Origin of the sequence: Lishizhenia sp. (genome assembly GCF_033720595.1) — a bacterium.
Taxonomy (GTDB): domain Bacteria; phylum Bacteroidota; class Bacteroidia; order Flavobacteriales_D; family Crocinitomicaceae; genus Lishizhenia.
Map to the genome: position 1 here is coordinate 1 of NZ_JAWWCF010000072.1, position 12,963 is coordinate 12,963.

Annotated in this window: 10 protein-coding genes and 1 pseudogene; 6 read left to right on the forward strand and 5 right to left on the reverse strand. The window is 37.1% G+C overall.

Features of this window, described 5'->3' with window-relative positions; translation table 11 throughout:
- From R3333_RS14665 to R3333_RS06870, 4 genes and pseudogenes are all read left to right on the forward strand, one after another.
- A pseudogene (locus R3333_RS14665) lies at nucleotides 1–150 on the forward strand (twin-arginine translocase subunit TatC); the annotation flags it as partial.
- A gap of 88 nt (nucleotides 151–238) precedes the next feature.
- A complete protein-coding gene (locus R3333_RS06860; RefSeq protein WP_318958048.1) occupies nucleotides 239–2,695 on the forward strand; it encodes a DUF5686 and carboxypeptidase-like regulatory domain-containing protein in 2,457 nt (818 codons plus the stop codon).
- A gap of 46 nt (nucleotides 2,696–2,741) precedes the next feature.
- Nucleotides 2,742–3,473: an LPS export ABC transporter ATP-binding protein gene (gene lptB / locus R3333_RS06865; protein ID WP_318958049.1), complete on the forward strand. Its 732-nt coding sequence runs from the start codon at nucleotides 2,742–2,744 to the stop codon at nucleotides 3,471–3,473.
- Between the two features lies 1 nt (nucleotide 3,474).
- Nucleotides 3,475–3,936, forward strand: coding sequence for a hypothetical protein (locus R3333_RS06870; RefSeq protein ID WP_318958050.1), 462 nt, complete (start codon nucleotides 3,475–3,477; stop codon nucleotides 3,934–3,936).
- Here the strand turns inward: R3333_RS06870 and R3333_RS06875 are convergent.
- On the reverse strand, nucleotides 3,933–5,168 hold the full coding sequence (locus R3333_RS06875) for a GAF domain-containing SpoIIE family protein phosphatase (protein ID WP_318958051.1): 1,236 nt from the start codon (nucleotides 5,166–5,168) through the stop codon (nucleotides 3,933–3,935). The genes R3333_RS06870 and R3333_RS06875 overlap by 4 nt on opposite strands.
- Entirely contained in the window at nucleotides 5,165–6,091 is a 927-nt protein-coding gene (locus R3333_RS06880) for an LpxD N-terminal domain-containing protein (RefSeq protein WP_318958052.1), read from the reverse strand. Before R3333_RS06880 ends, R3333_RS06875 begins: the two co-directional genes overlap by 4 nt.
- Before the next feature lie 157 nt (nucleotides 6,092–6,248).
- Here R3333_RS06880 and R3333_RS06885 point away from each other — a divergent pair, with 157 nt between their 5' ends.
- Together R3333_RS06885 and R3333_RS06890 are read left to right on the forward strand one after the other, a co-directional pair.
- Nucleotides 6,249–6,707 carry a hypothetical protein gene (locus R3333_RS06885; RefSeq protein ID WP_318958053.1) on the forward strand — a complete coding sequence of 153 codons (459 nt, stop codon included), beginning with the start codon at nucleotides 6,249–6,251 and terminating at the stop codon, nucleotides 6,705–6,707.
- 313 nt (nucleotides 6,708–7,020) lie between these two features.
- Nucleotides 7,021–7,818 (forward strand): hypothetical protein, encoded by a 798-nt coding sequence (locus R3333_RS06890; protein WP_318958054.1) that lies wholly within the window; start codon nucleotides 7,021–7,023, stop codon nucleotides 7,816–7,818.
- Nucleotides 7,819–7,997: 179 nt separating this feature from the next.
- On the opposite strand, the gene R3333_RS06895 is transcribed toward R3333_RS06890, so the two are convergent.
- From R3333_RS06895 to R3333_RS06905, 3 genes are all read right to left on the reverse strand, one after another.
- Nucleotides 7,998–10,094, reverse strand: coding sequence for a thiamine pyrophosphate-dependent enzyme (locus R3333_RS06895; protein ID WP_318958055.1), 2,097 nt, complete (start codon nucleotides 10,092–10,094; stop codon nucleotides 7,998–8,000).
- Between the two features lie 83 nt (nucleotides 10,095–10,177).
- The gene (locus R3333_RS06900; protein WP_318958056.1) at nucleotides 10,178–10,801 is read right to left on the reverse strand and encodes a hypothetical protein; all 624 of its coding nucleotides are present in this window, start codon (nucleotides 10,799–10,801) and stop codon (nucleotides 10,178–10,180) included.
- Between the two features lie 2 nt (nucleotides 10,802–10,803).
- On the reverse strand, nucleotides 10,804–12,963 hold a 2,160-nt coding region (locus R3333_RS06905), incomplete at its 5' end, for a M14 family zinc carboxypeptidase (RefSeq protein ID WP_318958057.1).

Sequence of the window (12,963 nt, forward strand, 5' to 3'; positions counted from 1 at the left end):
ATAGTGGGAGTTTTGGTCTTAAGTGCTATCATCACTCCTCCAGATTTCATTAGTCAAATCATTGTTTCTATTCCAATACTTATTCTTTACGAAATAGGTATTATCCTTTCTAAAAGAGTTGAAAAAGAACAATTAATCAATCAAGCGTAAAGAATAATAAGCAAAATTAATTTTTAGTTAATTTATAAGCCTCTAGGGATACTATTTATTGGGGAAAGCATTAACTTTAACCCTGTAAATGAAAGCGCTACTTATCCTCATTAATTGTTGTTTAGTCCTTTTTGCTTTTTCACAAACCACCAAAGTAAGAGGAAAGGTTTTCGATGAAGAAACGAAAGAGGCTATCCCACTGGCAAAAGTATTTTTCCAGGATACTAAAACTGGTACAACCACAGATTTCGATGGAAACTTCTCTCTCGAAAGTTATTACGTTTCCGATTCTTTAGTCATCAGAGCTTCAGGCTATCAAACCTACACGCTTTATGTAGATACAGACTTGGAGGAAGAACAGACTTTCAATATCGCCTTATCACCGGTAATTCTGGACATGGAAGAGGTACAAATCCTTCCTCCTGATGAAGCACCTTCCACTATCCTACACAAGAAAATTGTACGCAATAAAAAGATTAACAACAAAGAGAAATTAGAAGCTTACGAGTTTGAATCCTACAACAAAATACAATTAGATTTAAACAACTTAGGGGAAGATTTTGAACAAAGAAAAGTAATTCAAAAACTAGATGTTTTGGCGGATTACCTCGACAGTGATACTTCAGGAAAAATACTTCCTATGATTATGTCTGAGTCTTTCTCTAACTTTTATTACCGCACGAATCCCAGCCGTAAAAAAGAAGTTATGATTGCCTCGCGTGTTACGGGGGTAGACAATTTAGAATTGAGTCAGTTCACAGGTGAAATGTACCAAGACATCAATGTTTACGACAATTACATTACCATTTTCGACAAATCATTTATTAGCCCAATAGCTGGATTCGCACGAAGTTTCTATTACTTCATTTTAGAAGATAGTGCCACGATAGATGGAAATTGGTGTTATAAATTGAGTTTTAGACCCAAAACTAGAGGTGATCTGAGTTTTGTGGGAGAAATGTGGGTACATGACACAACCTATGCTGTAAAATCATGGCAAGCCACAGTAGCCGAGAAAGCCAACATCAATTTTATTAAAGACTTCTACATAGAGCAAGAGTTCGATCAAGTAGAAAAAGAAGTTTGGATGTTAACCCGCGATAAATTAGTGATTGATTTCAACGTTACAAAGAAGTCTCAAATTGTTGGTTTTTATGGAAGAAAACTTACTACGCGTAAGAAATTCGTGATTAACAAACCACATGATTTAGACTTTTATAAATCCAATGATAACGTAGAAGTTGCTGATGATGCCACTGAAAAATCCGAAGCTTTTTGGAAGGAGAACAGACATGAACCTTTGAGTGAAACAGAAGAAGGAATACAAGTAATGGTAGACTCTCTGAACAACACTCGTTTCTTTAATGCGGTTAAGAATACAACCTACATGCTTACCACGGGGTTTTATCCTTGGAAAAAAATTGAAATCGGTAACTACCAAAGTTTAATTGGCTACAACCCTGTTGAAGGAATTAGAAATCAACTTCAACTTAGAACCTCTAACAATTTCAGTAAACGTATTGAGTTCAGCGGGAAATTAGCCTATGGATTTAGAGACCAACGATTTAAATACGGCGGTAAAGTTAGGTACAACATCACCCCTAAAAAACGAGGAATACTTTCTCTCTACTACAATTATGATATAGAGCAAATCGGTTTAGCGCCGAGCGCTGCAGATGTTGGAGCTACCTTTGGAGCACTATTAAGAACCGCTCCTTTAGACAAACTAACCTTCGTTGAACGTACGGGGATAAAATTAGAGAAGGATGTTAAAAAGGACCTTATTTTAACTTTTGGAACCGAATGGAAGGAGTTTACACCTTTAGGAAAAGCAATATACCAGCGAAATACACCCAGTGGAATAGAAACCATAAACCGACTTCAAACTACTGAATTCACGATTAAAGTGAGGTATGGTAAAAATGAGGAATTCTTATCGGGTTCCTTTGATAGAACTTCCTTAGGTTCTAAATGGCCAATTCTATCTTTCCAGACGGTAGTAGGTGTTAGAGGAATTCTAGGAGCTGATTACAACTACCAAAAGTTTGAAGGTCAAATCCTACACAGTCCTAAAATAGGTCTATTCGGTAAATTGAATTACAACATTTATGCGGGAATCATTGAAGGAAATGCCGCATACCCTTTCCTTAAAGTACACGAAGGGAGTCAATCTCTATGGCTACAAACAGAAGCTTACAATAAAATGGACTTCTTTGAGTTTATCTCTGATAAGTATGTAGGGATGCACTTAGAGCACCATTGGGATGGATTTATTTTAGACAGAATTCCATTAATCAGAAGTTTTAAATGGCGTATGGTTACCAGTGCTAGAGGAGTTTACGGTAGTATTTCTCAACAGCACATAAAAGAAATGATACTTCCTCCCAATACCAAAATGTTTGGAAACATACCTTACGTTGAAACGGGAATAGGAATAGAAAATATTTTGAAATTTGGTAGAATAGATGCCATCTGGAGGTTAACTCATTTAACCGACGGTAGGTCACCCTTTACGATAAGAGCACGATTTGTTTTCAGTTTTTAAAGGAGAAAATTAAATTTGTGAGATAGCAATACGCAACAAAGAGCTGATGAAGTTAAGAACGCAGGAGATTAAGAAAAGCTACAAAGGAAGAAAAGTAGTGAAAGGGGTAAGTATAGAGGTAAACCAAGGAGAAATTGTTGGTTTATTAGGCCCAAACGGTGCGGGAAAAACAACTTCATTTTACATGATTGTAGGTTTGGTTAAGCCTGACGAAGGAAAAGTATTTCTTGATGCAGATGAAATTACCAAAATGCCTATGTATAAGCGTTCTCAATTAGGTATCGGTTATTTACCGCAGGAAGTTTCAGTATTTAGAAAGCTAAGTGTTGAAGACAACATTATGGCTATTTTGGAAATGACAGCTTTGAATAAAGCTGAACGTCATGCCAAATTGGAACAATTGATTGAAGAATTCAGCCTCGGACACGTTAGGAAAAACTTAGGGTCTCGACTTTCTGGTGGAGAAAAGCGAAGAACAGAAATTGCTAGAGCCTTGGCAACGGACCCGAAATTCGTTTTATTGGACGAACCATTTGCAGGAGTTGACCCAATTGCTGTAGAAGATATTCAAAGTATCGTAGCTGATCTGAAGAACAGAAATATTGGTATCTTGATTACCGATCACAACGTTCAAGAGACGCTTTCTATTACAGACAGAGCTTATTTGTTATTCGAAGGGCAAATCTTAAAATCTGGAACAGCTGAAGAATTAGCTGAAGATGAAAAGGTTAGAAAAGTGTATCTTGGTCAAAACTTTGAACTTAGAAAAAAGGTTTAAGATGAAAACAATACTGCGCTACTTCCCGCTTCTACTTCTATTTCTTAGTGCATGTTCTAAAACATGTGATTTACCAGAAAATGAAAATACAGGACTTATTGTTGAGGATGTACTCATCAAATCAAGCAATCTTCAATCTCCTTTGGATGACGGAGAAGGCGTAATTATTCGTTCACAAGACATGAATGAGGATTACGGAAATTGTAGCGTAAGTTTTGACGGTGGAGACACCTTTCAAGCTATTGATTTTGGCACCTACTCTCTTATTGGGACACGTACTAGCACCTTATGTTCAACTACTTTTTTGCGCGATGTTCAGAAAGACGATATGGGGAATTTTATCAATTACTCCATTACCATTAACGAATGCGATGAAGGGTGTGATTTCTACGTAACTACTATGAATTGGGTGTTGATTCCAGCTGTTGATAGTTCTTATGAAATTGAAGTCTTTTTGTTCTAAAAAATTCGACAACTAAAGATCGCGGTATCATCTACATAATCCTTTTTACCTCTCCATTCATCCAACTTCGAAAAGAGTAGATTATTCAAGTCTTCCATGTTCAAGGGATAATAATTACGTATCAACTTTTTCAACCTTTCCGTTTCAAAAAACTCTCCTTCTTCATTTTCTAACTCAACTACTCCATCCGTGTATAATACAAGCGTAGAATTAGAGGTTATCTCAACTTCATCTTGTTCTAAGAAAGGAATCTCATCCAACATTCCAAGACCTATACATCCCTTATCTAAAGATTTAGACGTTCGACCATTTGTAATAAAAGGATGATTGTGCCCCGCGTTGATATAGGTAAATTTACGAGTAATAGAATTGTAACGACCGATAAAGAAGGTGATAAATTTCTCCCCTTTAGCCCCTTGCATTACCTTTTCATTTAAAGCATGAATGAGGTATTTTAAATCTAATTTACCCAAGGAAATTAGGGTTCTTAATGTCGCCTGGAAACTTGCCATCAGCATAGCTGCTCCAATTCCCTTTCCAGAAACATCTCCTATACATACAATGAATTCATCATCAGAAATACGAATGAAATCATAATAATCTCCCCCTACTTCATGTCGTGATTTATAGGTAGCGGCAAGATCTATACGTTTATCTGATGGCAAATGTGATGGAAATAACAAACGTTGCATCTCTCTAGCCACTTCTAAATCTTTGCGTATACGTTCTTGTTTTAATTCTTCTTTCGCCAAACGCTTGTTTTCTATCGCCACCGCAATAATATTGGTCAAAGTCTGTATAAAAGACAAATTCGCTAAAGTTGAAGTTGGTTTTAAGGCATGGTCTTCTACCCCCGAAATCAGTAGAAAAGCCAACGCATGGTTTCCTTGAATAATAGGAACGATAAAATCAAAATCATTGATCACTTTAATGTGACTGGATTCGATTACTGTAATCTCTTTGAAACGGAGAAGGTCTTCTTCTACATCCACGTCTTTCACTCGTCCTTTGTAACCTTCTTTGATCAAACACTTCCATTGTTCGTCTTTATTAAACATCACAAAGCGTTGAAAACCGAGTTGTTCTTTGAGTATAAAAGTGTAGATACTCACCAAGCTTTCCACCGATAAATTATCGTTGATACTCTTGGTGATCTCCAACAGCGAATTGAGCTTAATATCTTTCAATAAAAGCTCGTCTTCTAACCTATGGAATATCTCATCTTCTATCATAAATTCTCTATGATTTCAGGTAAGCGTCTTACCGCTGCCATTTCTCTATATACCACTCTTAATTCTTGACAAGGAGAACCAAAATACGATTTACCACCTTCCAAACTTTTGGAGATTCCAGATTGTGCCATTATCACAGCTCCTTCACCTATGGTAACATCGCTTGCACAACCAACTTGTCCCCAAATCGTTACCTTATCCTCTATATTCACACAACCCGCTATTCCTACATTTGCAGCGAACAAGCAGTGTTTTCCTATTTCAGTATCATGACCAATATGTACTTGATTATCCAATTTAGATCCCTCACCAATTATTGTGAGAGAAGAAACTCCTGCATCTATAGTACACATGGCACCTAACTCTACATTAGACTGTAACCAAACACCACCGCAGGTATGCATCCTATCGTATGCTTCACCTTTCTTTTTGTAATAAAAAGCAGAATGCCCCACAACAGAATTAGGACCTACGATTACATTTTCATCTATGCGTGTATTATCCATGATAACAGCACCGGGATAGATAATGGATCCGGCTCCGATTTGTACATTCTTCCCTACAAAAACATTGGGGTAAAGAATTACACTCTCGTGAATATCACTCCCTGAAGAAATCTCACCTGATTGCGCTTGAAAAGGTCTAAAATGCTTTGTTAAACGATTAAAATCATCGAAGGGTGCATCTGAAATCAACAAGGCTTTTCCTTCTGGAAAATCAACTTCCTGATCAATTAAAATTGTAGTAGCGGCACTGTTTACCGCTTTTTTGTAATACTTGGGGTGGTCAACAAATACAATATCTCCCTCCACTACTCTGTGGATTTCATTCAATCCTTCAACTACATGGTTGGGATCTCCTATAAACTTACAATCAATGATTGCTGCGATTTCTTGCAGGCTGTATTTGCGTTCTAATTTCATAACCCGAGTTTACTCCAAAATGGAATTTCAAGTATAAAGTTAAGCCCTATTCACCGCGCTTTATCAACAATTCTAAAAGGTTTTACGCTTCAACATGTTAATATCTACAATTGAACCTTTTTACAACAGAAGTGTACCGTTGCAAAACACAAAAATTATGAAATCAATATTTCTCGCATTAAGTACTTTGCTTTTCGTAAGTACGCATGCACAAACAGCAAAAATCAATCTAGAAAAACATCATTTATCTTACCAAGAAAGTAGCTCCGCCAAGCTTCACAACTTTGGAATACCCAGTGATTTTGAACCTGTAAGTATGTACGACACTTTAGAATACTATCAACGAGGTTGTATTATTGCACACAAGAAATACAAAATCAATTCAAATTATTTAGATACGCTTTGTGACATTGACTTCATTAAAAATTATGAAGCTAGTACTGATGAAATCAATGAAAAAATGTTAGGCGGTCATGTTATGGTAAATTTCGATCAGTATGAAAACGAAAGAAAGCAAAGAAGTCAACAACCCAAGAAAAGCAGCATTCCTTGGTACTATGGTCTTTTTCTATTGGCATTTCTTCCCTTCATCAAGTTAAAACAGCATGAAGTCTAAAATCTTCACCGGCCTTTTCTTACTTCTTTATTTTGTAGTGCTTCCCTTCCCTTATTGGACTTTCAATTTAAGGGAGGGGCTTTTCTACCCTATTTACTCGAGATTTCTGAAGTATGTCGCGGAACTACTTCAATTGAACTACTCTTCCCAATTTCTCTCAGATGGCGCACTCCAGTACTTATCCCTCGCTTTAATTTTCGTTTTGAGTATTATCCTCTTTTACTTTTTGACAAAGCTCAGAATAGACACGTCCAAACTTGAAAAAACACTCACTTTTCTTTACAAAATCAATCTACTTATCCTCTCTTTTTTCATGGTAAAATATGGATTGGATAAACTCATTGGCGGACAATTTAACATTGTAGAAGGAAATCTGCTGCATAAGGAACTAAAAGACTTCTCCAAAGACTTGTTACTTTGGGCTACTCTACAAAGTTCTGAACTTTTTAACTACGTAACAGGAGGTGTGGAAATTATTGGTGGACTCTTTATATTAAACACCTACACCAGAAAACTCGGACTTTTAGTCTGTACTACCTCCCTTCTTTTCGTTGTTTTACTCAATTTCAGTTTTGATATAAACGTAAAAATTCTCTCCCTTTATTTACTTGCACAAAGTATTTATGCTTGGGGAGCCTACTATAAAAACTTACAAAATCTTCTTTTGCCAAGAACTGAAATTATTGTTTTAGACAAGGAATCTTCGCCGCATCAACTCAACAAATGGGTAATTTCATTTTTTCTCCTTTTTTTGATTTCAGAAGGAGTCATCCAACATTTAAGTTCAACGAAAGACAGACCAGAATGGGCCAAAAGTTATGAAGTGATTGGAGAGAACAATTACTTTATACACATCCATTCAGACGCTTTTATCATAGAAGAAAAAGATGGAGTTTTTGAGAGTAATGCTTTTCAAGTTTTGAACGCAACCCCCACAAAATTAAGGTTTAAAACTACAGATGTTGTTCAACTCATCCTTTCTGATAGCACTTCTATTTATTGGGTAAAAAATCAAGACACCCTTGAAATCGAAGTCATTGATTTTAGCCACACTCCTTACCTACAAGACGACTTTCATTGGACCACGGAAGGCAGTTTGGGGGTAAAATAGTTTGAGGGTTTGTCTCTCGACTGCCGCTCGAGAACCTTATACATTTTAGTTGAAGAAAAAATAATCGTCTTCATTGCAACCAATCATTGAGTTCTTGAATCGTTGAATTTTCAAATCCTTAAATCAAAAAAGGGCCACCTCATCTGAGATAGCCCTTTCAATATTTGATATGCTAAAGCTTAGTACTTCAACAATTTTGTTAATTCTACTTCTACTTTTTCCGCGTTTGGTAATAAAGTCGCTTCTAAAGTTGAGTTCAATGGAATCGCTGGTGTATCTATAGATCCACAAAGTCCAACTGGAGCATCCAAATGTTCGAAACACTCTCTTTGGATTCTTCCTGCTAATCCTAAAGTGAAACTAGCTTCTACAGACTCTTCTGTAACTAACATCATTTTGTTGTGACGTTTCGCTGCAGCGTAAATTGTATCCATATCTAAAGGACTCAAGGTTCTCAAGTCAATGATCTCTACTCTACCTTCGTATTGTTTAGCCGCTTCTAATGTCCAGTAAACACCTCTACCGTAAGTTACCACAGCACAAGATTCACCATTTGCAATCGCTTCTTCCGTAGCTTCTGTAACGATACGTGCTTTTCCAAAAGGAACTACATAATCCTCATCTGGTTCAATAGACATTGCGCCTTCAGTTCCAGGAATCTTAGACCAGTATAAACCTTTGTGCTCTAACAAGACTACTGGGTTTGGATCGTAGAAAGCAGCTTTCATCAATCCTTTTAAATCTGCCCCAGTAGATGGGTAAGCGATTTTAATACCACGTATGTTTGTCAATACAGATTCTACACTTGAAGAGTGGTAAGGTCCACCAGAACCATAAGCTCCAATAGGAACTCTAATGATAGAACTTACTGGCCATTTTCCGCCACTTAAGTAGCAAGATCTAGACAATTCTGTAAACAACTGGTTTAAACCTGGCCAGATGTAATCAGCGAACTGTACCTCTACGATAGGTTTTAAACCTACTGCAGACATACCCACTGTAGAACCAATAATGAAGGCCTCTTGGATAGGAGTATTGAATACTCTATCATCTCCAAAGGTTTGCGCTAAAGTAGCTGCTTCTCTAAACACACCACCTAAACGACCACCAACATCTTGTCCGTATAACAAACTCTCAGGGTGTTTCTCCATTAATTCTCTAACGGCAAACAACGCACTATCAACCATGATAGTTTTCTTTTTCCCTTTCGGTTCTCTTTCTCCTTTTTCTTCTGTGATTGGCGTTGGAGCAAAGTAATGATCTGTAACAGATTCTGGAGATGGATCTTCTGCCATAGCAGCTTTTTCATACACCTCATCTACCAATGCTCTAACATCCGCTTCAGTATTGATGATATCTGCCTCGCTTAAACCAGCTTCTCTCGCCAATTCTTTGATCTTTGGATATGGATCACGTAATGCAGACTCTTCTAAATCATCTCTGTACCATTCTTTACGTACACCAGATGTGTGGTGACCTAATAATGGAACTTTAGCGTGTATAATGAAAGGTCTTCTTTCTTTACGGATAATTGAAATTACCTCCTCAACAGTTTGGTAACATTCTTCGAAGTCTGTACCATCAATAGTTCTTACTTCTATCCCTTTAAAACCTTTCGCATAATGCGTAATATCTTGCGCTCTTGTTTCTTTAGAATTTGCTGAAATATCCCACTCATTATCTTGTACTAAGTAAATGATAGGGAACTGCTTTAATGCAGCCATTTGGAAAGCTTCAGAAACTTCACCCTCTGTACAAGAAGCATCTCCTAAAGAACAAACTACAACTGGATTTTCTCCCTTGTAATCTTCCGCTAAACCTTGTTTCTCTTTGTATTGAACTCCCATCGCAACTCCTGTCATTGGAATAGCTTGCATTCCAGTTGCAGAAGATTGGTGAGGAATTTTTGGCATATCATCTCTGTTTAAAGATGGATGCGAGTAATATGTTCTACCTCCAGAAAATGGCTCATCTTTCTTTGCGAAAATGTGTAACATTAATTCGTAAGGAGTGATACCAATTCCTAAAAGAATACTGTCGTCTCTATAGTATGGAGCTACCCAGTCTTGAGGTTTTAGCTGCATACCCATTGCTAATTGAATAGCTTCGTGACCACGAGATGTAGCGTGAACGTATTTAGATGTAACCTCTTTATTTGCTTCGTATTTCTCTGCCAATGTTTTAGCAGTACACATCAATTCGAACCCTTTTGCGATGTTCTCCTTTGATGTTTTTATCTTTTTCTTTGAAGTTTTTGTTGACTTTGTTTGTGCCATTTGAATAATTCTTCTTTGAGGTCGCTAAAATACTAATTTCAGCCGAGCTAAGCAGTCCTTTTAAAGATAGAATCTCAATTTACTCAGATGTCTTTTCCCCAACCTATCTGAAGTTTTATGTGTAAAGCATTCCCCAACAAAGCTTGTTTCTTGTTGATTTTGTAATCAAAAACCCGCTCATCAGAATTGTATGCATTGAGGGCAAACATATAATTCACTTCGAAATTAAATTGTAAAAATCCAGAGCGTATAAATCGAGGATGATAATAACGTGTTATACTTAATGCCGGCCCTAAATAACTCGTACTTTGCAGTTCAGGTACCGTGTATATATAACCTGTGTTGTTATAGTTTTCGAAATTAAACACACCTGTTCTAATTCCACCCCGCATCCCAAAGTGGAGATCATTATCCGACCATTGAAAGACTCTGTACCCTAATGCATACTCAAAGGCTGGAGCAAAAGCACCCCGTAATATTTGATCTGGCTTTTTCACCATGACAAAATTCATGAGTCCGCCTACTCTAACCCTATCGAAATCTAAAGTCAAACTAACCCCTAAACTATTGCCCAGTGCCTTTTTATTATTTTGGTTAATAAAGACACTTGATTCTAAGGCAAAGCATCCTTTTTGCTCCAACAAAGCCTGTCCACTACTCACCGAAGTAAGCAGGGTAAAAAGCCACAGTAGAGCTTGCCTTTTCATCTTTATTGTTTTACGAATTTCTCTTGCGCCAATACTTTATCAGCCTGAATTAACTTTAGCATATACATCCCTTTCGCCAATTTACTAACATCTAAATTTTGCTGTAAATCTTGCGCATTCACGGGAATGGTTTGCAACAATTTCCCTTCTAAATTGTACAAGGCAAATGTGGCATCATTCAACAATGTCCCCAATGACAATGTTAAATTATCGGATGTCGGGTTGGGATAAAGCTGCAAATAATCTACTTCTTGATTACTTAAACTATTGGTTGAATTTACACTTACTTTAAAATCATCAAAATAGAAACCATCTCCTGTTGTATATGTATCTGATTGTAATAAAAATCTAACCATGATTTTCTCCCCAAAATAATCCGACAAGTCAATAAATTCTTGTACCCATTCACTTTGAACACCATCATAAAGTGGCATACCTACAGGTTGAATAGATCCATTATCAGAACCTGGAACAGTATACAAACCACACTGTGCTTGCCAAGACGCTCCGTAGTCAGTACTCACCTGAAATTGAACAAAATCATAAGATTTTTCGATATCCCATTTGGCATAAAACGAAATATTTGCAAGATCAGCACCTGTAAGGTCAATCGTATCATTCAATACCAATTCATTGATGATATCATCTTGGTAATTTCCATTCGGAGAGTCTGTCATGGAATAATCTGCAGAATAAAACTCTGTTTGCGATGGACTCCAAAGGCCTAACCAATTCGTATTTGAACTTGATGAAACCGCGTCTTGGAAAACAACATTCACACTTCCGTAGACCTTTTGAATACGCACTTTTTTTACATATCCTCCAAAATCTAAATGATACTCATAAACAATGGCATCACCCAATTGAAGATTGGATGCTAACTGATAGCTAACACTACCCTGTGCTGTCGTATTGATGGCTATATCATGGGAATTTCCGTTTCCAACACTTTGAATCCCTTGTATTGCATGTACACTCACGTCTATAGCTCCATTGTCAAGCCCTAAACGACGCATTTCATAATCGAAACTACCCGCTGATGCCGTTATAAAAAGTGGGCTTTGATCTTCTATCGTTGCATATTTATGCGTCAATAATCCCATGGTTAAATTCGGGTGCAACATTTCTTTACAAAAACCTTCAATTTGACTCGCTGGCGCCCAAAAACCGTTACTCACTTCGGGGGTCATCGCAAAAACACCATGATCTTTATACATGTAGTCATCAGAATCTCCCGAGGCGGGATAGAGTCCAGAACTTTTCATCGCTTGATAACCGTTAAATTCAGCCATGTGACTACTGTAATTTTGAAAATAATCGTGATCTACCGCTAACTCAGAAACTGTTGAACCTATAGGAAATAAAAGCAAATCACCATGTGTATGTGCGTTAAAGGCGAATTCTATAGAATGATTTTCAATGAACCATTTCATGATTTGGGTCTCATTCTCAGAAAAAGGTCCTGTTCCTGGATACACATCAGAATTTGTATTTGTCAAATCCACCCCTGTGGTTCCCCATTGGTAGTTATAGTTTCTGTTTAAATCCACTCCTTTGTTGAAAGTCCCAACATTTCTTCTATTCTTTCTATGCATTCCACCTCCATTTGGATTCGTGGTTTCATTGTAGATATAACCGTCTGGATTTATCATAGGAATAAAATAGAGCTCTGTATTATCGATCAAATAAGTGATTTCTGGATTTGTCCCATAATTCTCCAATAAATACCACATGTAGTAAATGTTTTGGATAAGAGAACCTGGCTCTCTTGCATGGTGTATTGAAGTATACAAGACTTCTGGTTCAGCTTCGTCTACAGTTGGGTTATCGGATATTTTAACCATATAGAGTGGTCTTCCTTCTAATGTTGTATTTACTGGACTAGCAGCAACTCCCGCTTTTTGTGTAATTAAATTAGGATAGGCCGCATACATCTCATCAAGCTCAGCTAAAAACTCATTGTAGGTAAGATAGCCCGCATAACTCCCCTGATGAAAATTAGAGGGATTTGTGATCGTATCTAAAGCGTTTTGGCCACATGAAGTATTCTTTGCTAAAGGTGCCGTACTATTTTGAACATAAAAAGCACTAACATCTTCTATAAGCACCTCCACTTGAAAACCAGCATTAACAACAGCCTCTATTTGCTCTGTGGGATACTC

Coding starts and splice junctions, on each gene's coding strand:
- R3333_RS06860 (WP_318958048.1), top strand. CDS start 239: ATGAAAGCGCTACTTATCCTCATTAATTGTTGTTTAGTCCTTTTTGCT.
- lptB (WP_318958049.1), top strand. CDS start 2,742: ATGAAGTTAAGAACGCAGGAGATTAAGAAAAGCTACAAAGGAAGAAAA.
- R3333_RS06870 (WP_318958050.1), top strand. CDS start 3,475: ATGAAAACAATACTGCGCTACTTCCCGCTTCTACTTCTATTTCTTAGT.
- R3333_RS06875 (WP_318958051.1), bottom strand. CDS start 5,168: ATGATAGAAGATGAGATATTCCATAGGTTAGAAGACGAGCTTTTATTG.
- R3333_RS06880 (WP_318958052.1), bottom strand. CDS start 6,091: ATGAAATTAGAACGCAAATACAGCCTGCAAGAAATCGCAGCAATCATT.
- R3333_RS06885 (WP_318958053.1), top strand. CDS start 6,249: ATGAAATCAATATTTCTCGCATTAAGTACTTTGCTTTTCGTAAGTACG.
- R3333_RS06890 (WP_318958054.1), top strand. CDS start 7,021: ATGGTAAAATATGGATTGGATAAACTCATTGGCGGACAATTTAACATT.
- R3333_RS06895 (WP_318958055.1), bottom strand. CDS start 10,094: ATGGCACAAACAAAGTCAACAAAAACTTCAAAGAAAAAGATAAAAACA.
- R3333_RS06900 (WP_318958056.1), bottom strand. CDS start 10,801: ATGAAAAGGCAAGCTCTACTGTGGCTTTTTACCCTGCTTACTTCGGTG.